Here is a 21,958-nt window from a genome sequence, read left to right as displayed (position 1 = left end):
GCAATGGCTCGCGATTACGGCCAGCACGGCGCGGTATGGCCGGTCATCGAACCGGACCTGCTTCAGCAGATCCATGCCAGGCTCACCCAGCTTGAGAAGACCGGCGAAACGGCCCGTCTCAACGAAGAGCTGAAGCAGCGGACCATCGCCCGGGTCAACCGGCCAGAGCCGGTCGCGGGCGTTACCCTCGCCTCTGCGCTGCGCAGCTGGCGCTTCGATCCGACGATCACCGTCCCGCGCGATATTGCCGACGACAAGGGCCGGGTCATCATTGCCGCAGGCACGCGGGTCAATCCTCTGGATACCGTGCCGCTGCGCGCACCCCTCGTTTTTCTCGACGGGGACGATCCGGCGCAGCTCGCCTGGGCCACCCGCCGCTTTGCCAGCACCAAGGCGAAGCTCATCCTCGTAGCCGGTGCGCCGCTCGAACTCATGAAGGCCCGTCAGCGGCGCTTCTACTTCGATCAGGGCGGCACGCTGGTGAAACACTTTGGCATTCGCGCGGTGCCCGCAACCGTCGAGCAGCAGGGCCGCGCGCTCATCATCACCGAGCTGCCCGTGCCTCTCAAGGAGCGTGCGCCGTCATGAGCAAGAAAAAACGCTTTCTGTCATGGCTTTGCGGAGCACTTCTACTCGCCAGCCTGAATATCATCTCAGCTGCTCCAGCCCAGGCTGCGGCCGGCCCCGGGCGCTGCACCGGCAAGTTCGTCAATCCGATCACGGACATTTGCTGGTCATGCCTGTTTCCGATCTCGATCGGTGGCCTGAAGATCTGGCCGTCGAGCCGTCCCGATCCGAGCAACCCGGCTCTCCCCGTTTGCCTCTGCGGTTTGCGGCCCGGCATCGCCATGGGGTTCTGGGAGCCGGTCCGGCTTGCCGACGTCAGCATGAAGCCATGGTGCTTTGTCAATCTCGGCGGGATGAAGCTCGATCCGGGGTTCGACATCGGCTTCAAGTCGATGGCGGGGCCATCGGCGGTTGGCGGCGCCACGCAGTACAACTCGCAGTGGCATGTCCACTGGTATGCCTATCCGCTGATATACTGGATGGAGATCGTCGCCGATTTCCTGTGCCTCGAGTCCGGCTCGATCGACATCCTCTACATCACCGAGATTGATCCGCTGTGGCAGGACAGCGAGCTAACCGCGATCATCAATCCCGAGGCGGTCCTCTTCGCCAATCCCTTGGCGCTTGCCGCATGTGCAGCGGACTGCGTGGCGGCAACGGCCAAGCTGCCGACCGATGAGCTGTTCTGGTGCGCGGGCTGCCAGGGCACGATGTATCCGCTCAACGGCAATGTCTCGGCAACGATCGGCCATGTGCAGGCATCGCGGCTCGCGCTCGCCCGCTTCTCCTACAAGCTCCACCGCGAACTCGTCGCTTGGGGGACGATGGGCAGCAAAGGGCTTTGCGGCAAGTACCTGATGCCGGTGATGCGCAAGCAACAGTACCGCTTCCAGGCCACCAATCCCAATCCGCAGACCAAGGGCCGCTATGCCTGCGCGCCCATTGGTGCCTCCACCACCTTCATGTCGGCAGGCCAGGTCTATCCCGCCATTGGCGAGGACATGGGCTACCTGGTCTGGCGCAAGCGGAATTGCTGTGCGCTATGAACAAACTTCCTCATCTTCTTGTCGTCGCATCGCTTTCCAGCCTTGCTGCTTTGGCTGGCGCCTCGGCGCAGACGGCCGAACCGGACCTCGATCTGGCCGCTATCCGGGCGCGGGCCAGTGCTGGTGCCCCCGATGCCGACGCGCTGTCTGCCAATGCTCGCGCCAGAGCCGAAGCCCTGGCGCGGGAGGCGAGGACCAGCTCCGACGAGGCCGAGGCGCACGCTCGCCGCTACACGCGTGAGGCCGCCGCAAACACGAAGCCTGGTGAGGCCAGCACATTCGATTTTGACCGGATGGTGGCCGATGCCGGCGCCATGACCAGCGAAGGCATGGGCGAGGCGCCAAGGTTCATTGCCTTTGCTTCACTATCGATGCCGCCTGCAGCGCTGCGTGCGATGATCGACGACGTGACCAAGGCTGGCGGTGTTGTTGCCTTGCGCGGGCTGCCCGGCAACAGCGCCAAGGCTCTCACGGCGGCATTGGCCAAAGTTGCCAAGCCCGGCGAGCAGCTGGACGGCGTCGGCATCGACCCGCGGCTGTTCCGCGCCTTCGGGATCGAGGCGGTTCCCACCTACGTCGTCACCAGCAGCGACTTCGATCTATGCGACGGGTTCGGCTGCCGGACGCAAGTTCCGCCGCACGACCGGATGAGCGGCAATGTCAGCGCAGCTTACGCGCTCGAGACCTTCGCGCGCGGCGGCGGCCCCGGCGCTTTGCTCGCCGCCCAGCATCTCGCCCGTCTTGAAAGGCAGGTTCCATGAAGCGATCGGTCCTCTCTCTCGCTGGCGTGGGCGCGCTTCTTCTCGCCCTCGTCGGCCCGCTCAACGCCCAGACTACAACCGATGCTGCCAAGGCGGATGGCAAGGCTTTCGGGCGGGACAAGACAGCCGCGGCGCAAAGCGCGGCAACGACGAACCCGGATGCAAGCCGCATCCCCAATTTCGGCGGCACGCCGAGCCAGTCGGGTTACTTCGACGATCCTGACCGGATGAGCCGCGAAGCGGCGAGCCAGGCGACGACCAACACCGGCTACAAGGCCATGCGGGATTCGATGGACCGGCGCGCCCGATTTGCGCCGCAGGATCTCGATGCAACGATCGCGCGCAGCAATGTGATCAGCGATGACCCGCTCGCCTATACGAGCGGAATGGCCATCGGCGGTTCGCAGGGACGCTGCGTGCCCTTGCCGCCGGCCAGCGGAACCGCGGCGCGCTACATGGCGACCTGCAATGTCGGCTATACGGCGACACAGGAAACGCGGACCTGCCCCGTGACGTTGACCGCGCGTGTCGAACAGCGGCAAGTCTACGGCTACTATTGCGTAGGCGGCAGCGGGGTCGATCCGGCTTCGGTCTACAATTGCAACCGCTACCCCGCTCCGCAATGCACGGTCACGCAGTCCTATCCGATCAACCTGTGCGATCCTTATTTCGGGATCTACTGGGGCTGTAACTCGGGCGATCTGAGGGTCGATCTCGTCAGTTGCACGTCGCCGGTCGATGGCGCCACGCCCTACACGGTGACAGGCGAGAACGTCGTCACAACGGCGCGCGATGAAAGCCAGTGTGCTGGTCTTGCGGCTGATACCTCGTGCCAGCAGGACACCGAGACGTGCGCGGACAGCGATCCGGTGACCCGCATCGTCGATGGCATCGCCGTGACGCAGCCGTGCTGGGCGTGGAGCCGCAGTTACAGCTGTGCGCAGTTCACCGAGGCACAGGACTGCCAGACACTTGAAGCCACTCCGGGCTGCAAGCTGGTGCGCGAAGACTGCCTCGCGGGGGAGCCCTGCCGCACCTGGGAGCGGGTCTATGATTGCCCGGTTCCAGACCGGCCTGGGAACACCGGCCAGTTCATCTGCGACGGCGATGTCTACTGCATCGATGGCTCGTGCGAGACCATCCAGCGCGAGGCCAACGACGAGTTCAAGGACGCGGCCGTCGCCTTGAACGCGATGAACCAGGCGCGCCGCGAATTCGATCCGAACAATCTCACTCTGTTCAAGGGGACCCGAGAAAGCTGCTCGTCCAAGGTCTTCGGCGTGCTCAACTGCTGCAAGGGCAAGGGCTTCCCGCTTATCCCGGGCATCCAGCTGCTCGTGGCGCTGGGCTGCAGCCGCGAAGAGATGCTGCTGCATCAGAAGGATGCACAGGGTCTGTGCGCCTACGTCGGCACTTATTGCTCGTCCTCGTTCCTTGGCGTGTGCCTGACCAAGCGCAAGGTCTATTGCTGCTTTGAATCCAAGCTCTCGCGGATCCTGCAGGAGCAAGGCCGCCAGCAGCTGAACAAGCCCTGGGGCAAGCCGAAGACTGAGCAATGCCAGGGCTTCACCATCGACGAGTTTGCTCGGCTCGACCTCTCGAAAATGGATTTCAGCGAGGTCTATGCCGAGTTCACCGACGCCGCCCGCCTGCCTGACGAGCTGCAGGCAACCCAGGACATCCAACAGAAAATCGAGGACTACTATGCCCGCGCCCGCCAGTAAGGTCGCGTGGCGGCTGCTTGCCGCCTGCGCGATTGCCAATTCCGTTTGCCAGTTTTCTCCGGCGACCGCCCAGTCGGCCACAAGCCGGGCCGATGCGCCGCCGAGCGCGAAGCCGGCCGAGCGCCAGGATAGCTTCTATTGCGAGGAGCGGCGGCTTGGATACTGGTTCTACTGCGAACGTCCCAAGACGCCGGAGCAGAATACACCCCTGCCTGCGCCTACGGCCAGCGCGACCAGCCAACTTGATGCGATCACGGCGACTTTGCGCGAACTGAAGGCCAAGGCGATCCTCGAGCCGACGCCAGCAAATGTGACGGCCTACATCCGCTTCCAGCGGGCCCAGCTAGACCGGGCGTCGCTCTTCAGCGACGTCTGGCAACGGGCCATCTGGCAGGATCCCGAGCTCGACTACACGCTACAGCGCCCGGTCTCGACGCTCGGCAAACGCCAGTGGCAGGATTCGCGCAGCGCGGAACGGAACGCGGCAATGGCACAGCTCTCCGAGCGCTACGGCCTCTTCTACTTCTTCGCCCAGAGCTGCGGCGCTTGCGAAGTCATGTCGCCAATCGTGCAGAGTGTTGCCTCGACCTGGAATATCGCCGTGCGCGCTATTTCCACCGATGGCGGCCCATCGCGGCATTTCCCGAACTACACGGTCGAGACCAACCAGCGCAGCCGCATGGGGCTCGAGCCCAAGATCACGCCAGCGGTCGTGCTCTGGGACGCGCAGACCGGCCGCCCCATCCCGATCGGCTACGGCGTCATGAGCGCCGACGAGCTGCAGGACCGGATTTACCTACTCACATCGAAGGAAGCTGGACGTGACTACTAGGATGAAAAGAGCCGTCGCTGCGCTTCTTGCAGCCGCCCTCCCCTTCGCCCTCCCGCTGTCTGGCGCATCGGCCGACGTCGGCAGTTCGATGGACTCGTTTCTGAACGACGTCGGGGGGGCTGCCAACGTCAACGGACCGACCGCGTTCCAGGGGCAGTCTGCTGGCTATTACAGCCTCGGCAATGTCTGGACACGCTTCCCGCAGAAGACCACCAACATCGCCAATCTGCAGTTGCCGCGCGCTCGCGCCGGTTGCGGCGGCATCGACATCTTTGCGGGGTCCTTCAGCTTCATCAACGCGAGCGAGATCGTCGCGATGCTGAAGGCAGTCGCGAACAATGCAGTCGGCTTCGCCTTCAGCCTGGCGATCGACACGGTCTGCCCGGAATGCTCGAAGATCATGCAGGAGTTCAGCCAGAAGGCTCAGCTCATGAACAACCTCAACATCAACTCCTGCGAAATGGCGCAGGGACTGGTGGGCGGGATCTGGCCGAAGGGCGACCTTGCCGACAAGGCAATCTGCGAAGCGATCGGCAACTCCGAAGGGATTTTCACCGACTATGCTGCAGCCAAGCATGGGTGCGGCACCAGGGGGCAGCGATCGAGCACTACCGCGCAAGGCTCGGGCAAATACGATGACGTCAATCCCGGCGTGCCGCGCAACTACACCTGGACGATCCTCAAGAAGTCGGCGTTCTTCTCGCCAGGCGGTCGGTTCGACGAAGAGCTCGCCGAATATGCGATGACGCTGCTCGGCACGATAATATACGTGCCGGCCAAGGACGATGAGCCGGGCAAGTTCGTGCCAATCGTCGGCGAAGCCTCGTCCACCCTCGTGTCTTCGCTGCTGGATGGCACCGCGAATGGCAACGTCCTCATTTTCGACTGCGACGAGCCGGAGAAGTGCCTTAACCCCGGCTTCAAGTCGCTGAGCCTGCCGGCATCGAAAGCGCTGCGACCGCGGGTGGCGGCGCTTATCGGCGGCATGGTTCAGGCCATCCGCGACGACACCGCGATCAGCGAAGAGCAAAAGGAACTGCTGCAAGTCGCGTCCATCCCGCTCTACAAGATCCTAACCGTCCAGGCGGCCTATGGCCGAGGCATGCCGACCGACGACAGGGAGACCTTGGCCGAGATCGCCAGTGTCGACCTGCTGTTTGCCGTGCTCGACCGGATCGTGAGCGAGGCGGGCCGCTCGATGTCGAGCTTTATCGGGGCCGACGAAGCCAAGATCGCGATGTGGCAGAATCAGGTCAATGTCGTGCGTCAGGCGCTCGCTGACCGGCAGGCCAACACGCATCTCAAGGTCAATGCGGTGCTGCAGATCATCGAGAAGACGGCGTTCATCGAGAACATGCTGGCCGCCTCGATGTCGCCCGGAATGGCCGCATCGCTGGACTGGTCGCGCGGCGTCCAGAACCGCGCCCTCACCCACTGACCGGACCAACCACATCCAGGCGGGACAACAGACATGGTCGAGATTTTCACGGTCGGCGGCGGGGACTATCTGGTCAACGTCTTCCAGGCGGTCGCCGCCTGGACCGGCAACGGCGGTTACAAGAGCCTGCTCCAGGTGGTGATGGTAATGGGGCTTGGCCTGTCCGCCCTCACCCTTGCGTTCAATCAGGACTGGCGCGCCTGGATCAACTGGTTCCTCGGCGCAACGCTCATTTACTCCTGCCTCATGGTGCCGCGGCTCGATGTCCATGTGACCGACCGGCTCAACCCGAGCCTTGCCCCGGCCAATGTCAGCAACGTGCCGCTGGGCCTGGCCTTGATGGCGAGCTTTACCAGCCAGGTCGGCGACTATCTCACGGGCTCGGCAGAAGTGGTGTTCGGCCTGCCTGGGGATCTCAACTATTCGAAAAACGGGATGATCTACGGCGCGCGGCTCTACGATGCGACCCGCTCCTTGCGGATTTCTGATCCGGAGTTTGCTGCCAATCTCGACGAGCATTTCCGGCAATGCGTGTTCTACGACGTCCTGCTCGGCCGCTACTCGATGAAGGAGCTGGCGGAAACAGGCGACATCTGGGCGACGATCGCGCCGGGGAGCCAGGCGCGCGCGCAACGGTTCCTGACCCGGGATGCCACTTCAGGCCAGGTGAGCTCGAACATCGTGACCTGCCGCGAGGCCTACGACACGCTCAATGCGCAGTGGTCCGGACTGGTCGATGCGATGGGATCAGTGTTCGGCCGTCAACTTTACCCCAACCAGACGGCCGCGCTCGCCAAGGCGAAGCTCTTTGCCGACCTGCCGGTGGCCTATCAGTACCTCACCGGCGTCTCGGCCAACGCGACCGAAATCTTCAAGCAGACGCTGACCATCAACGCGATGAGCCAGGCCATGCATTCGATGTCCGGCACCAGCGGCGCGGGCAATGTCGACGTCTACGCCCAGACCCGCGCCGACATTCAGACCGAGCGGACCTATGGCTCGATTGCGAGCAACGCCATGAAGTGGGTCCCACTCCTGAACGTCGTGCTGACCGTGCTGTTCTATGCGCTGTTTCCGGTGCTCTTCCCGCTTTTCCTGCTCCCCAAGACGGGACCTGTCGCACTCAAGGGCTATGTGACAGGCTTCTTCTATCTCGCGGCCTGGGGGCCGCTGTTCGTGATCCTCCACATGATGCTGATGTACAAGGGCGCGGCTGACATGAGCGCGGTCACGGGCAGCAACGGCCTCAGCCTGGCGAGCTTTACCGGCATGGCCGACGTCAACAGCGATATCGGTCTGCTGGCAGGCTATCTCATCGCATCGGTGCCGTTCCTGGCAGGGGGTGTGGCCAAGGGCGCCATGGCGATTTCCCACCATGCCACGAGCTACCTCAACCCGAGCCAGAACGCGGCCGAGGAAGCGGCCCGCGAGGCGAGTACCGGCAACGTCTCGCTCGGCAACACGAGCTTCGAAAACTCGAGCGTCCTCACCCGCCAATTCGCACAAGGCACGATCGCGCCGAGCTTCACCTATGGCGCACCGCAGACGCGGACCTTCAGCGACACTGGGGCAATGACCACGAGCTTTCCGGACGGCAGCTACGACCAGATCCCGACCTCCAGCTATCCCTTCACGCCGACGCTGGGCCAGGAGTTCACGGCGCGCCTTTCGACGATGGCATCGCAGGCCCGCGCCAACAGCGAGACCTATGCCAATGTCGCCACGGAATCGACAACCAGCGCGGTCACGAAGTTCCGCGAGCTCAGAGACCAGTTCAGCCGCGGCGCATCCTTCGAGAGCGCGACCGGCACCTCGAATTCCGACAGCATCCAGACCGCGTTCAGCGAGGTCGATCAGGCCTCCACTAATCTGCAGCGGCAATTCGGGCTGTCGCGCAGAGCAGCCGATGACATCTCTACGGCCTGGTTTCTAGGTGGTGAGGCCGGGGCAAAGGCCGGAATTTCGAATGGCGTGCTCTCGGGAAGCATCGGAGCAAAGGGCGGCGGGACACGCACTTGGACAGACAGCGACATCGGCATCGCATCCGAAGACCGTTCGCGGATCTTTGGGAGCCTGTCCCAGATGTCTGACAGCCGCAATTGGTCGAGCACCCGCGATGGGTTCGTTCGCTCAGTCAGCACCTCGTCAAGCTCATCGATCTCGAGCACCGCGAGCGGCATGAACGCATCTCTGACAGAAGCCCAGAGCTTCACAATCGAAGCTCGTCGGGCGGAGGAGCTTGCCAATCGTCTCGAGAGCCAGGCTTCTTTCTTCGAAGGAAACAGCGCCGCAGGCAGCCTCAATTTGTCCCAAGCCTACCGCGAATGGGGTCTCGCCGAGATCGAGAGCAACCGCGACTTCTATGGCAATGCGCGGTTCGACGATGTCACTTTCCAGCTCAGCCCAGAAGGCCAAGCATTGCAGGTAAAGTTCATCGAAAGCTATGCCGAGCAGCTTCGCGACGGGATCGATGATCGCCTCGTACTCGTCCCCGGACAGTCCGTATCCCGTCCGGCAGTCTCTGGCGCAGGGTCGGTGCGCGGCCGAGCACAAACCGGCGGCGGAGGTTCAGGTTCAGTACCACGGGTGGGTGCCGACGGTCTTCATGAAGAAGTGCAAAGGGCTCAGGCGGCCGGTCGCCAGAAGATTACCGGCTCTAGGGGACGTCTGGACGCGATCACCAAGGGAGCCCAAGGTGCCAGTGCAGAAGCAGCGGATGATGTGAAGGAGTGGTGACTGCAACGGTCACCACAGGCCGAAGGACGCTCCAGCCAGAAACGCGAAAACTGCGCCAATGACGATAAGGCCGATTATCGTCAGCTTGCGCCCCCAAGGGTCGGCCCACGACTTCTTGATCCTGTACTCCATTAGGCGATTCTCGCGGATCGCCTGATCAAGCTCCGACAGACCCTCCCAATTCCGGGATGCAGGTCGGTTGCCAGTATCGATGTCAAAGTTGCTCATGATTGCATTCATCTCGCCGCTCCTTGGAACATAGCAGAAACGAGGCCGGTAACCAGCAAAACATGCTCCGTAGCCGGGAGTGCGCAGCCTCTCCTCCAATTCGGTCTAGGCCATCACGTATTTGCATCTTGATCCGGCACGAGCATTGTCTCGCTTCGGATGACAGGACGGGTGAGGGAACGTGGCCCGACCATGTTTATCTGCAGTTGTCTGAACGCGACGGCCTTGCTCGCGGACATCGAGATTTGGGCGACCCTGATGCCGTCCAGATCGCCATCGAACTGGAAGATATGATGGAGTGGGGGTCATGAGCCGCCGCTCATCGCAACAGCGCCTTGGCCAACCATTTCCATCAACTTCCCGTAGTCCGTAACCACATCGTAATTGACCTGATCCTCGGTGATCTGCTCGTTGATTTCATCGAAGAATTTTCGGGCGCACTCAATTTTTGTTTTCTCGATCTCGCGCAGTTTCATCGAGGACATCGTCCCCTTCGTTTCAGCCACGAAATAGATGTGCCGCACGCTGCCAGCCTTGAACGAAATCGCCCAGTCCGGGTTGTAGTCCCCGACCGGGGTCGGGATTAGGAAACCCCGTGGCAGTTTGGCGTACACGACGACCTCGGTGCTCGTGTCCAGCTCTTTGACGAATGCTCTTTCTATATCCGAGTCCGTGATTGCGTAGTCATAGACATGGTTTTTGAGCTTTGCCGAGGCGCGTGAGAAGTCTTGGCCGGTCTGGTTGGCAGTGAAGATGTCGACGTCGTAACGCTCTTCGACTTCGTCGTAGGCCAAGCGCTCGATGACCATCGCAGCCTTCTGCTCGGCGATGATCCGCGAGGCCTCGGAAATGAAGTGTTCAGGGTTCATCTTGAACTGCCCGAATACCGCAGGCTCGGTCTGGCCAAGGATGGTTGCGGCCGTTTCTCGCGTCAGCTGCGCGCTTTCGGCGACCTTTCCGACAAGGTCATATTTCACCAGCGAGTGGATTGAACCTCCCTGTTCGGTAGTCGTGGCCGTAACCGTGAAGCCATCGCCGGTGCGGAGCTGGTCGTCGGTCAGGCCGTCGTTCTGTTTGCCTTCCTGAATCGTGTATTGCAGCGGCGTAACGCGCAGCTGGCTGTTCAGCGCACTGACGCATTTCCTGGCAAGTTCCGAAGAATCGAACTCGACACGGTACACCGCCTTGCGATTAATCCGCGCCCACAGTTCCTGGAACTCTTTCTTTTCGAAGTTCGCATTGAGCGGATTGGTCTTGGGCTTGCGGCCATCACCCACCTTGGGCAACTGCGCGTCGCTGAACACGCTGTCGATCAGCTGGAATACCTGATCCGCATAGGGCTTTAGCTCCTCGGGCAATTCCGCCAGTGCGCCGGCGGCTTTTGCCTCGTGATAGGTGCCTGCAATCTGGTCGGCATCGTCGGTATAGTCGTTTTTCACCAGATAGCGGTAGATTTGCTTCGCCATCGAGCCGGTCACCTCGACTGGGCCTTGCTCGGTGGTGATCGTCTTGCCCGTAAAATAGGCTTCAGTTGCCTGACGGGGACGCGAAGAGAGGGTCTCCGCAATTTCCCTCTGAAGACCCGTTACGAAGTCCCTGTAGCTCTCGCTGGCAACCACTGTCAGCACGTTGATATCGTGCACTACGGCTGGATGATCTATGCGGTCGCCGTGCTGGTCGACACAAAGCCGTAGACCTCGACCGACCTCCTGACGGCGCGAAACGGTATTGTCGCTGTGCTTTAGCATGCACATGACAAAGACGTTCGGGTTATCCCACCCCTCGCGCAGCGCTGAGTGCGAGAAAATGAACCGGGTGGGTTCGGCGAAGGAAAGCAGGCGCTCCTTATCCTTCAGGATCAGGTCGTAGGCGTCCACGTCGTCGGAATCGACCGAGCGGGCCCCAACAGGTGGATCCTTGAGGCGGTTCGTCTTCTTGTCGATAGAGAAATAGCCATTGTGGGTCCTGGCCGGGTCTATGCCGGCAAGGTACTTCCGATACGCCTCATTATCGATGGCAAGCTCTGACAGGTACTCGGCCTTCAGTAATTCGTACTCTTCCTCGAAGACCCGCGCATATTCGCCCTTCTCATCGGCCTGGTCGTAGTCGCGGTACTTAACCACTTCGTCGATGAAGAACAGCGACAGGACCTTGATGCCCTGTGCAAATAGCTGCTTTTCCTTGTCGAAATGCGCCTTAATCGTCTCACGGATCTGGATGCGACGGATGTCGCGTTCAGAGACGTCACCATTGGCCTCACCAGCGTGCAGCACGACGCCGTTCATGAATTCAACCGTGTCGTTGACGGCGTCGATCTGGCTAATCGTGAATCCGCGATACTGGTCCAGGTCGCCAGACTCCACGAACAGGTCGTCGCGGAATTCCAACCGCCGAATCTGGCGCTTGATTTCACCAGACTTCAGCTTCACCTCGAGCTCGATCCGGGCAACCGGGGCCTTCTTCGAGATGTCGATGCCTTCGAGATAGAGGTAGGCATTTGTGCCGGCGAGCCCGCGGGTCTGGATGCCGCGCACGGCTATCTTCTTCACCAGCTTCTGATTGTAGGCGTCCAGTGCGTCCAGGCGGTGAATTCGGCTATGCTGGGTCTTGTGCGTAGCGGAGTAGCGCAGGACCATCAGTGGCTTGAACTTCGGCAACGCCTCCATGGTTGCCGCACCTTCCATCTTCTGTGGTTCGTCCAGGATCAGGATCGGCCGGTTGGACGCGATGACGTCGATGGGTTTGCGTGACTGGAAGTCGTCCAGCTCTTCATAGATGCGCCGGTTGTCAGCCCCGCGCGCGGCGAACGCCTGGATGTTGATCACCATGACGTTGATACCGGCGTCGGAGGAAAAACTTTCCAGCTCATGCAGGCGCTTGGAGTTATAGATGAAGAACCGCGCCTTTTTTCCGTAGCTTTCCGTGAAGTGATCGGCGGTAATCTGGAGGGACTTGTAAACGCCTTCGCGGATGGCGATCGACGGCACCATGATGATGAACTTCGACCAGCCGTAGCGCTTGTTCATCTCGAAGATGGTCTTGATGTAGCAGTAAGTCTTTCCGGTGCCGGTCTCCATTTCGACGTCGAGGTGAACGCGGGTCGCGGCCAGCGCGTCGCGCTTGTAGGTGGCCGCAACCGGCACACGCTCGCCCCGGGCGTTGAAGGTCGTGAAATCCGTCAGCGACTGCGAGACAGGCAGGTTCTGGCGCCGCTGGACCTTCTGGACGTTTTCCAGGATCTGCACGTCGCTCAGCGCAAGGTCGGCGTTCTTGAAGCCTTCTTCGAAGGCGCTGGACTGTGCCTTGCGGCCGGGGTCGATGCGGTAGGTTAGGCCAGAGGTCATGGGCTGGCCGGCGAAGCAGTCGACCACATCGTTGACGGCGTTGGTCTGATAAGGCTGGACCTTGAACTTGAGCTTCATGGGCAGCGTCCCTCAGATCGACTTCACGTCGGTGGCGGGCGAGACCTGGCGGAAGATCTGCGCGACGTTGATCTTCACCGCGTCCGAGACGAAGCCGTTGTCGCGGAAGACGACGCGCAGGGGCTCGTGTCCCGCCAGTTCCTTCACCAAATCCTCGGTGATGCCGCGGTCGAAGCTAGCGACAAGGGCGTTGTCGTCGACGAAGAACACGGTCTTGCCCTGCACCGTCTCGCGGCGGATGGGGAGTGTCAGGTCCACGCCCCAATCGACCAGCACCTGGAACAGCAGGTCCTCGGCCGTGCGGCCTTCCTTCACGTTGTCGACCATGTCGAGCAGGTCGGACTGCTTCAGCTCATCCGGGCGGTAGTAGACGTCCTTCATGTTCGAGGTGTCAACCTTGAGCACCCGGAAGCCAACATCGCGGTTCCAATCGGGGTGACACTTGCCTTCAAGAATTTTTTTGCCCGCGCGTCGCAAACGCTCCTTGCAGATCTCGGCAACGGTCGTCGGACGCTTCAATTTCTTCATTAAGCTAATGGCATTTTGCGTCACCTTCTTGGCCCCTCCTGTCGCTAGCTTGAGGGACTCATTCAGGTCTTCTGGGATCTGAACGAGAATCGTTCTGCATTTACTCCCTTGCTGACGATTGAGCTCAAAAAGCGCATGGGCGGTCGATCCCGAGCCAGCAAAAAAGTCCAGAACAATATCCTGCTCTTTTACCTGCATTGCCTTAAATAGATCAGCCAAGAGATTTTCGTCTTTGGGGTTTGTGAAGACTTTATCTCCAAACATGTCCTTCAGGCGGTTGGACGCCGCCCGGCCATCGACATACCTCATGCTGGTAAGGCTTTGATTTTCAGTGTTTTTAAGATAAGTTTTATTGTTTGGGACGGTCGTGTGATCTTTGCCAAAGTGAATACGTTTCTCTTTGATCCGTTGCTTCATAGTTTCTTCGGGGAAACGCCAGCCGGTTGATGGCGGCTTGCAAATTTCACCAGTTTCGGGGTGTTGGACATCATAAACGTACTGCCCGTCGTTCGGCCCTGCGATGTTATCTGGGAAGTACACCCCGCGCTCATCCATCCAGCTGTAATGCTTGCTGTCGCTAATTGGATTGGAAGGCGGAAACGACTTGAACCAATCTAGTGCGGCCTGATGTATGGCGCCCCAATCATCGCCGTGCTCGTTCCGGAAAACTTCGAAAGCTTTGTAGATTTCCTCCAAGCCCTGCTTGCGCTCTGTCCATTCACCTGAGTTTGTATTTTTATCTTTCACGTAAACAACAAGATACTCATGCTGAATAGAAACGTAGGCTTGGTCGTTTTTGCTGCTGTTCTTCCAGACAATTTCGCCACAAAAATTACCCGCGCCAAATACCTCGTCGCAAATCTTCTTCAGATTTGCATGCTCTTTCTCGTCGATTGAAACGACGACGATCCCATCCTGCCGCAATAGGTTGCGGGCGATAACCAAACGGCTGTAGAGCATACTCAGCCACTCTGAGTGGAAGCGACCTGCGGCCTCGCGATTGGCAAGCAACCTGTTGCCTTCGTCGTCCTCTTGGAGAGATTTTTTGAGGAACTCGGATGAGCCCTGAGTGAAATTATCCTGATAAACAAAGTCCTTACCGGTGTTGTATGGCGGATCGATGTAAATCAACTTGACCTCCCCAAGGTATGCTTCCTGCAGAAGCTTGAGCGCCTCGAGATTGTCACCCTCGACAAAGAGGTTCCTTGTCCTTTCGAAGTCGACGCTTTCATCGACAGCAGGAAGAAGGGCTTTTCCGATTGGCGCGTTGGCGACAACCAGCGCCTCCCGCTTACCCGGCCAGTCCAACCGGTACCGCTCCTGCGGCCCGTCCACGATATGGTCGCTTAACTCCTGGCGTAGCTGATCGAAGTCCACCGCTAGACGCAACGCCCCCGTCGCCTCGTCCCGCGCCTCGGTCACGCAGCCTGGGAACAGCGCGCGGATTTTCGCGATGTTGTCCTGGCTCACGTCGAGGCTATGCATCTTAAGCTTATCCATGGTCGTCCTCTTGGTAGTTCGCTACAGCAGTGCCGGCAGTCCCCGCCGTCAGCCGCTCAAATTCCTGTTTGGCCACCCGCAGCTCCGCATTGATCGCCACACGCTTGTTGAATTGCTTTTCGCGCACCAGTCGCGATTTGATCCGCTCGACCTCGCGCAACTGCGCCTTGATCGCCTCTGCGTGCGCGATGCGGTCTTCCAGCGACACGGAGTGGTCCGCCTCGCCAGAGGTCAAGGGTTTCTGCGGCGCCTGGCCTATGCTTGGGATCAGTCGAGCCGTCTGCCCCGCCACCAGCGGCTCGAGTAACCGCTCGTACAGCGCGCCGATGTTTAGAGCCACTGGAAGCGGCGTTCGCGGTGCGCCCTCGGGTAGCCAGCCGCCTAGGAAATAGTCGCCCACCACCCAACGGGTACCATCGGCCTCGCTCGGCCGCTTGTAGGCTGCGGCGAGCCTTACCCGACCAGCATGGACCACCTCGAAAATGAGCGGGAAAGGAATGGCCTTGTCGATCGCCCGTAGCACTTCGTGGTCCAGGGACGGGGTGCGGGTAGTAATGCGGAAGACCTGGATCTCAGTCACTGACTTCGTTGCCGTCAGGTTGACCGTCTCCGGCGCTAGCTTGTGCGACCAGACGATCTGATCAACCTCGCGCACAAAGAGGTCCTTCAGCGCCGTGTTGGCACCAGCATGTTCGTAGATCTTGTTCTTGGGGATCACGCGTCCGAAAGCGGCAGCGCGAGGCCATTCGTAAGGGATCATGACCCACCTTCGATGACCAGGAACGCGATCAGCTCGAAGTCGTCCAGACCCTTGATAGTATGGGTGAGCGCCGTAGTGCGACCGCCGCTGAACAGGCTGTCGATGTCCTTTTCTTCCTTCACCTCGATCATGGACCGGATCGCGCTAGAGAGCAGGTCGGAATAGAGGCGCATCTGGCGCCCATCATCAGTCCGCTCATTGAACACCCGGCAAACCTCGCGGATCGGCTCTACCTGCCCCTTACAGCTGGTGCGGATCAGATCGAGCAGCCTTTTGACTTCGGTATGGTCGACGGCGATTTCGCCATCATCACCGATATAGACCAGGTAGAACGGGTGAAGCCGGTTCTGCTGGTTCACATTCACGCTGTCATGGATGTTCTTCAAGGCGAAGATAACGCCCGGATGCAATCCAAGCTCTGGCTGTGCCGGGACGATGGCGTGCATACCGAAGGGCACGTTGTCGAGCTCGCCATGCTCCTTGACGTAGTTGAGCAGGTCCATGCGGAAGTCGTTCAGGCCGAGATCGGTGATGGAAATGCCGGCCTTCACGTCCTCGAGCTCGATCACCTCCTCCTGCATCCGTTTCAGCTGTTCCTTGCGGTATGCAATGTCGCTCGACTTGGCGGTCAGCACATTGTCGTCGCCCGTCGCCGTGACGTCCGCGATCACCATCCGGTTTTCGACGCGCTCCTTGAGGTTGATGTACTCGTCCAGCGTGATGTCCGGCCAATAGTTAACCAGCTGAATCTGGCTGTTGGGTGAGCCGATGCGATCGATCCGGCCGAAGCGCTGGATGATGCGTACCGGGTTCCAATGGATGTCATAATTCACCAGGAAGTCGCAGTCCTGAAGGTTCTGGCCTTCCGAGATGCAGTCGGTGCCGATCAGGATGTCCAGCTCGCCCGGCTCATTGGGCAGAACAATGACCTTGTCTTTTGAAAGAGGGGAAAACAGCGTCAGCACACCCTGGAAGTCGTAGGATTTCTTCAGGGTGGTCTTCGGTGAATCTGATCCGGTGACCTTGCCGACGTGCAGCCCCAGCTGGTGCGCGAAGGGCGCGAGATTGTCGTATAGATAATTGGCGGTATCGGCGAAGGCCGTAAAGATCAGGACCTTGCGGTTACCGGTATTCAGCGGCGCTTCGACCTTCTGACCGATGAGCGAAAGCAGGTGCTGAAGCTTCGTGTCATCTGCGGGTGTCACCTTGTCCATCGACGCGATCAGGTCGTCGATCAGAACAAGGTCGGCAGCAAGGTCGTGCTTCCACGACGGCAAATCCATGTCGCCAAGGCTGATCTGGACTTTCTTGCCCACGGTGAACTCATCAAGGCCGGCCAGATCGTCGTCTTCAGGATCGAAGGCGCTCATCTCCGCGAGATGGTCGCTAACGCTGTCCGCTCGCCCAGTTCGCTCAAACTCTTCGATAGCGCTCAACGTGCGTGAAATGTTGGCGCCGAGGGATCGCAGCGTCAGTCGGAATGCAGCGACCGAACTCTCGAGCCGCTTTAGAAGATTGGTGGTCATCAGCGCCTGGAGGCTGCGCTCCCGGTCTGCCTGACGCAGTTTGCCGCGGCCACCCTCGACCTGCGTGTCGTAGATTTCTTCGTACTTCCGCAGGCGGCTAGGTAGGATGTAGCTGATGGGCGCATAGACCGCGAGCTTCAACACCGACAGCTGCGTGAAGATGTCGTTCAGCCCCATCACGTCGGGCCGCTGGGTAATCGGGCAATGGAACGAGAGCGGCTTCCGGCGCTGCGGGAATTTGCCGATATCTTTCGTGTCGTAGAAGGTCTCGATGTGCTTGCGGGACCGGGCAATGGTCACGGAATCAAGCAGTTCGAAGAAGTCGAAGTCCAGCGTCTTGAGGATTGAGGCCGCCGTCCGCTCCTCGGGAGGCAGCGATGTCCATTCGTTGAATGCCTTCTGAGCCCGGCGGAAGATCTCTTCAATGCTGGTGTCGGTCTTCAGGTTCTTGCTGAGCGCCTCGGACTGCCCCTCGTAGGCCAGTGCGAGCTGGTTGCGCAGATCGGTGAAGCGGTTGTTCACCGGCGTTGCCGAGAGCATCAGGACCTTGGTCTTCACGCCCGCGCGGATGACCTTGTTCATCAGCTTCTGGTAGCGCGTCTCCCGATCCTTGAAGACGTCATTGTTCCGGAAGTTGTGGGATTCGTCGATGACGACCAGGTCGTAATTGCCCCAGTTCACCCTGTTCAACGGGATGCCGAAGGATTCCCCGGAGGTGCGGGACAGATCGGTGTGGCATAGGACATCATAGTTAAGCCGGTCCCTGGCGAACATGTTAGTGGTCAGGTTGGTGTTGTAGTTGCGCCAGTTGTCCGCGAGCTTCTTGGGGCAAAGCACCAGGACAGACCGGTTCCGGAGCTCATAATATTTGATCACTGCAAGCGCGGTGAAGGTTTTGCCTAGACCCACAGAGTCAGCCAGAATGCAGCCGTTGTAGGTCTCGAGCTTGTTGATGATGCCGGTCGCTGCATCCTTCTGATAATTGAACAGCTTATTCCAGACCACGCTATCCCGGTAGCCGGTAAGGTCGTTTGGCAGGACATCTTCATCGACCTCCTCGAGGAAGTCCCGGAAGATATTGTAGAGCATCATGAAGTAGATGCGCTCGGGCGCATTCTCCTGATAAACGGACTCGATATGGTCGCAGATGGCGTTCGTGACGTCCTGCAACTTCTCCGGGTCTGCCCAGATCTGGTCGAACAGCTGCAGGTACATCTGCGCATGGCTCGGGTCGTCAAATCGCGTGACGAAATTCGAGACGGCATCGCCCTTCTGGTAGCCCAGGTCGACCGCAGTGAATCCGCTGATGGGCATGTAGGCCACAGCATCAGCCGCGCCGCCCACATGCATGAACTGCTGCATCGGCGCCTTGGTCCCGTTGGACCGGAACTTTGCCTTCTTGCGGATCCAGTCGGCGCATTCGCGTGCCACGGCGCGCTGCGTCAGCTTGTTACGAAGCTGGATCTCAAATTCGGTTCCATACAGCCCGCTCTCTCGCCGAGCTTTCGGGATGAAGAACTCCCGTCGTTCCTTGGTGAGCCGATCGGTTGCACCGTTCGGAGTGAACGTAGGTGCGGTAAAAATGAACTGTAGACTGTCAATCCTGGAGAGCTCGGACTTGAGCGCCTCGAAGGCATAGATCGAGAAACAGGAGGCGGCGATCTTCACCCGCGAGCCCTTGGTCAAGGCCCGTTTGAGATCGTCACCCCACAGATGGGAACTGTTATCAATGATCTGCATGGATCGCCTCCCGATTTAGCAGGACGATTTGCTGATCCTGTGGTGACCTGGCAGCTGGGTCGGTGTCGAGGCCCAGACGCTTCAGTGCATAGTAGAGAAGAGCCCTTCGGACCGGGATGGTCGTCACGCCCCTTTCCATTCCGTAATCGAGCTCGATCGCCTTGCGCTGACCGGCACTCAATGCGGGATGAGGCGCGATCTGGAGCTCGACCTGCTCTTCCCATTCGCTATCGCCGGAAGGCATAGCATCTGCCGGCTTCGATAAGCGCGTATCGGTGATGCGCGAGAGAACAAAGTCCTTGAAGGTGCTGCTGCGTGGGCAATGCGCCCGAGCATGCCATCTGAAGCCGTCAAACACCAAGGCATGAGGTTCGATCCACCGCCAAGCAGGCTCAGGGGATGACATCGATTGGTAGAAGACCTCAATCGCCTCGTGCCGCTTGATCGCCGTTACGATGGCCCTCAGAATTTTGGGCGAGACACCACGGGCGGGCGCCGGTGCACAGGCGAAACTCGGCAAGCCCCCAATCCAGCTGTCGTCGGCGGCAATGATCCCATCCGAGAGCGATCTGAGCTGGGAGAGATATTGGGCTGCGTCGGGCTGGTGGAATACGGGAGTGAAAGACGAGGTACGAACGTAAGTTCTGGCGCTCTTGTCGTAGACCATGTTGGCTTCGGCCAGGCCGAGATATCTGTTCAGATCCGTCGAAGCCTGGTTGATCGAAACGCCGAAAACGTCGATCAAGTCACTGCGGTTGACATGCCCTTCCCAGAAGAGCCTGAATTCGATGAATTCGAGGCGGCTCTCAACCCCGCGCCTCAATCCCGAATCGCTGTCCATCCCCAGATCCCCCAAGAAACTGGGCTAAACCAGTTTCTGTATGGGTAGGCGTAATGGATGCTTGATGGCAAGGCAACGAGATTCGGAAAGCTGATGGCCCCGGTTTCGCTAATCTACCTGCGGCTAACTGCCTCTGAGCTAGCAAGAAATTCGGACACTTTCTGGCAGGTCTTGCGGCGCGGCCTGCGCCCATCCCGAAGGTCGTGAACGAAGCGAGGATCTGCCACGACGTGCCGACCAAAGGTGCTCGGCGACGTCCGTGTTTGCGCCAGATATGCCTCGATCTGCTCCAATAGCTCCATCGCCATAGACTCGCTTTAAGCTTGCGTTCTTGTTATGTTCTTACTAGGAAGGCTTCCTAGAGTCTAGGATCGTTTTTCCTAGGTGCCCGCGATAGGACTAGCAGTCATGGACGACGCACGCAGAGCCCTGGACGAACTGATCCAGCAACGAGGGGTGAATTACTCTTCGGTTTCGCGCCTGTTGGGGCGCAATGCCGCTTACATCCAGCAGTATATTCGGCGCGGCAGCCCGAGGCAGCTGGACGAGCAGGACCGCTCGGTTCTGGCACGATTTTTCGGGGTCGATGAGAAGGTTCTTGGAGCCCCTGCCCGCCGCTCAGGCCCGGTGGTCGAACTGGTCCATGTGCCTTTGCTCAATGTCGAGGCATCGGCCGGCCATGGCGCTCTGGCCGAAATGGAAGCCAAATCCGCGCAGTTCGGCTTCGACGAGAAGTGGCTTCGCCGACTGACCGCGAGCAAGGCATCGAGCCTCTCGATTATCGCGGTCCATGGGGACTCCATGGAGCCCACCCTCCACGATGGCGACGAGGTTATGGTCGATCTCGGAGATGGCCAGTCGCGGCTGAGAGACGGGATCTATGTCCTGCGGATGGACGACATGTTGAGCGTAAAGCGCATTGCCCTCGAACCGCAGGGCAAGCGGGCGTCGGTTCTGAGCGACAACCCGGCCTATCCAAGCTGGCGCGGCCTCGAGAAACGCACGCTCAATATCGTCGGACGGGTTCTCTGGTTCGGACGGGCGCTCTAAGGTGGTTCTCTGATGCTTGCCCTCCTTGCCGCTTCGATCGTCGCTTCCGGACAGACCTTTACCTGCACACCGACTCATGTCTGGGATGGAGACGGTCCGGTCTGGTGTGCGGAAGGCCCTCACCTGCGGATCGCCGGCATCGCGGCCCGGGAAATGGACGGCACCTGCCGCACCAATCAGCCCTGCCCAAATGCCAAGGCAATTGAGGCGCGCGACGCCCTTGTACAGCTAATGGGCGGCGCGAAGGGAACAATTTCGACCGGTCATGTGGTGGTCAGAGGTCCGCGGCTGACATGCCGCTCCGAGGGGTCCGCAGGCGGAAACAGGACCGCTGCCTGGTGCCGTCTGCCGTCAGGTGCCGATCTGTCATGCGCCATGATCAAGACCGGCACTGTCCTGCGCTGGGATCGCTACTGGAAAGGCCCGGCTTGCCGGTGAGCAGCACCACGCATCTGACCGGCATCGTCGAATGGGCGGCCAACGGTCCGGTGCTGCGCACCGATGGTGGCGGGACTTGGGAACTCGACAACACCCGCCAGGTACGGAAATTCATCGGTGCCCGCGTCGAAGTGGTCGGGGAGCGTTCAGGGTTCAACGGATTTGCCTGCGACCAGATATGGCCTGCCGGAAAGCCTCGACCGACTGCATTCAAACTCCGGCTCGAATTCCTCCTTGCCGCAGCCTTCGTCGCCTATGGCCTATATGCGACGGTTGGCGGTGTCGTCAGCCTGCTGGGCTGATGCTGAGCGACTGGGAGCTCTGGGCCTGCGCCAACGATGTCTTGCAAACTCATGGGGACAAGGCTCCCTTGCACGTCGCCGAGCAGATTGGGGCGCTCGCACTTGCTGGCGACGAGGCGGGCATTCGGACATGGCAGGCTATCGCCGAGCGAATTGTCCAGCTGAGCTCCAACGCCCCGGACCGGCCACTACAGTAACCCTCCTCGACAAGACGACCAGTTCATCCGATCGGCGACAGATCGCCCGGAAACAGGCACGGCTGCGCGCCTGGGCAGCCCTGGCTGTCGCCTTCGATGGTGAAACCGCGCATGCGTTCGACCAGATGACGAGCCAGATCGACCCTGGCGCTGCGCTGGGCGCGTGGATCATCGGCATTGAGACGGACGAGCGTGTGCTCCGGCGCAACGGCCAGCGCGACTTCGAGATGAGTTAGGAGGATATCATCGGAGATTCGGGGCATGGGTCAATGAGAACAAATAAAGAACTTCACGTCAACCGGCCATGTGCGGACGCATGAGG

18 protein-coding genes are annotated in these 21,958 nt (G+C 60.2%); 12 read left to right on the top strand and 6 right to left on the bottom strand.

What is annotated here, in order from left to right; all coding sequences use genetic code 11:
- Positions 1–3 precede the first annotated feature (3 nt).
- From traW to NMD1_RS14535, 7 genes are read left to right on the top strand one after another with little or no spacing between them, the layout of a single operon-like run.
- The gene (gene traW / locus NMD1_RS14565; RefSeq protein WP_375600805.1) at positions 4–588 is read left to right on the top strand and encodes a type-F conjugative transfer system protein TraW; all 585 of its coding nucleotides are present in this window, start codon (positions 4–6) and stop codon (positions 586–588) included.
- Complete coding sequence (traU, locus tag NMD1_RS14560) at positions 585–1,613, top strand: conjugal transfer pilus assembly protein TraU (protein WP_125955298.1); 1,029 nt, start codon at positions 585–587, stop codon at positions 1,611–1,613. The genes traW and traU overlap by 4 nt, the downstream gene beginning before the upstream one ends.
- Positions 1,610–2,374: a type-F conjugative transfer system pilin assembly protein TrbC gene (trbC, locus tag NMD1_RS14555; protein ID WP_125955297.1), complete on the top strand. Its 765-nt coding sequence runs from the start codon at positions 1,610–1,612 to the stop codon at positions 2,372–2,374. Before traU ends, trbC begins: the two co-directional genes overlap by 4 nt.
- Complete coding sequence (locus NMD1_RS14550; protein ID WP_233497655.1) at positions 2,371–4,098, top strand: conjugal transfer protein TraN; 1,728 nt, start codon at positions 2,371–2,373, stop codon at positions 4,096–4,098. Before trbC ends, NMD1_RS14550 begins: the two co-directional genes overlap by 4 nt.
- Positions 4,079–4,930 carry a conjugal transfer protein TraF gene (locus NMD1_RS14545; protein ID WP_125955296.1) on the top strand — a complete coding sequence of 284 codons (852 nt, stop codon included), beginning with the start codon at positions 4,079–4,081 and terminating at the stop codon, positions 4,928–4,930. Before NMD1_RS14550 ends, NMD1_RS14545 begins: the two co-directional genes overlap by 20 nt.
- A gap of 1 nt (position 4,931) precedes the next feature.
- The gene (locus NMD1_RS14540; RefSeq protein ID WP_125955295.1) at positions 4,932–6,368 is read left to right on the top strand and encodes a conjugal transfer protein TraH; all 1,437 of its coding nucleotides are present in this window, start codon (positions 4,932–4,934) and stop codon (positions 6,366–6,368) included.
- Positions 6,369–6,401: 33 nt separating this feature from the next.
- Positions 6,402–9,104, top strand: a complete 2,703-nt coding sequence (locus NMD1_RS14535) for a conjugal transfer protein TraG N-terminal domain-containing protein (RefSeq protein ID WP_125955294.1) — start codon at positions 6,402–6,404, stop codon at positions 9,102–9,104.
- 9 nt (positions 9,105–9,113) lie between these two features.
- Here NMD1_RS14535 and NMD1_RS14530 read toward each other — a convergent pair whose 3' ends face one another.
- The 6 genes from NMD1_RS14530 to NMD1_RS14505 form a co-directional block, all read right to left on the bottom strand.
- Positions 9,114–9,344 (bottom strand): hypothetical protein, encoded by a 231-nt coding sequence (locus tag NMD1_RS14530; protein WP_125955293.1) that lies wholly within the window; start codon positions 9,342–9,344, stop codon positions 9,114–9,116.
- Positions 9,345–9,637: 293 nt separating this feature from the next.
- Positions 9,638–12,754: a type III restriction-modification system endonuclease gene (locus NMD1_RS14525; protein WP_125955292.1), complete on the bottom strand. Its 3,117-nt coding sequence runs from the start codon at positions 12,752–12,754 to the stop codon at positions 9,638–9,640.
- A gap of 12 nt (positions 12,755–12,766) precedes the next feature.
- A complete protein-coding gene (locus NMD1_RS14520; protein ID WP_125955291.1) occupies positions 12,767–14,782 on the bottom strand; it encodes a site-specific DNA-methyltransferase in 2,016 nt (671 codons plus the stop codon).
- Positions 14,775–15,542 carry a DUF4391 domain-containing protein gene (locus NMD1_RS14515; protein ID WP_125955290.1) on the bottom strand — a complete coding sequence of 256 codons (768 nt, stop codon included), beginning with the start codon at positions 15,540–15,542 and terminating at the stop codon, positions 14,775–14,777. The genes NMD1_RS14520 and NMD1_RS14515 overlap by 8 nt, the downstream gene beginning before the upstream one ends.
- Entirely contained in the window at positions 15,539–18,808 is a 3,270-nt protein-coding gene (locus NMD1_RS14510; RefSeq protein WP_125955289.1) for a helicase-related protein, read from the bottom strand. Before NMD1_RS14510 ends, NMD1_RS14515 begins: the two co-directional genes overlap by 4 nt.
- On the bottom strand, positions 18,795–19,649 hold the full coding sequence (locus NMD1_RS14505) for a WYL domain-containing protein (RefSeq protein ID WP_125955288.1): 855 nt from the start codon (positions 19,647–19,649) through the stop codon (positions 18,795–18,797). Before NMD1_RS14505 ends, NMD1_RS14510 begins: the two co-directional genes overlap by 14 nt.
- A gap of 408 nt (positions 19,650–20,057) precedes the next feature.
- Here NMD1_RS14505 and NMD1_RS14495 point away from each other — a divergent pair, with 408 nt between their 5' ends.
- Genes NMD1_RS14495 through NMD1_RS21570 form a run of 5 tightly spaced genes read left to right on the top strand, consistent with a single transcriptional unit; the run spans position 20,058 to position 21,872 of the window.
- Positions 20,058–20,699 (top strand): S24 family peptidase, encoded by a 642-nt coding sequence (locus tag NMD1_RS14495; protein WP_007688341.1) that lies wholly within the window; start codon positions 20,058–20,060, stop codon positions 20,697–20,699.
- A 12-nt stretch (positions 20,700–20,711) separates the two neighbouring features.
- Positions 20,712–21,137 carry a thermonuclease family protein gene (locus tag NMD1_RS14490; protein ID WP_125955286.1) on the top strand — a complete coding sequence of 142 codons (426 nt, stop codon included), beginning with the start codon at positions 20,712–20,714 and terminating at the stop codon, positions 21,135–21,137.
- Positions 21,134–21,439 (top strand): DUF5818 domain-containing protein, encoded by a 306-nt coding sequence (locus NMD1_RS14485; RefSeq protein ID WP_125955285.1) that lies wholly within the window; start codon positions 21,134–21,136, stop codon positions 21,437–21,439. The genes NMD1_RS14490 and NMD1_RS14485 overlap by 4 nt, the downstream gene beginning before the upstream one ends.
- Positions 21,439–21,636: a DUF6961 family protein gene (locus NMD1_RS21575; protein WP_125955284.1), complete on the top strand. Its 198-nt coding sequence runs from the start codon at positions 21,439–21,441 to the stop codon at positions 21,634–21,636. The genes NMD1_RS14485 and NMD1_RS21575 overlap by 1 nt, the downstream gene beginning before the upstream one ends.
- Positions 21,570–21,872, top strand: coding sequence for a hypothetical protein (locus tag NMD1_RS21570; RefSeq protein WP_233497716.1), 303 nt, complete (start codon positions 21,570–21,572; stop codon positions 21,870–21,872). The genes NMD1_RS21575 and NMD1_RS21570 overlap by 67 nt, the downstream gene beginning before the upstream one ends.
- Positions 21,873–21,958: the final 86 nt, after the last annotated feature.

The organism is Novosphingobium sp. MD-1, from assembly GCF_001014975.1.
In the GTDB taxonomy this organism is placed as follows: Bacteria; Pseudomonadota; Alphaproteobacteria; order Sphingomonadales; family Sphingomonadaceae; genus Novosphingobium.
This window is presented reverse-complemented; position numbering and strand designations above follow the sequence as displayed.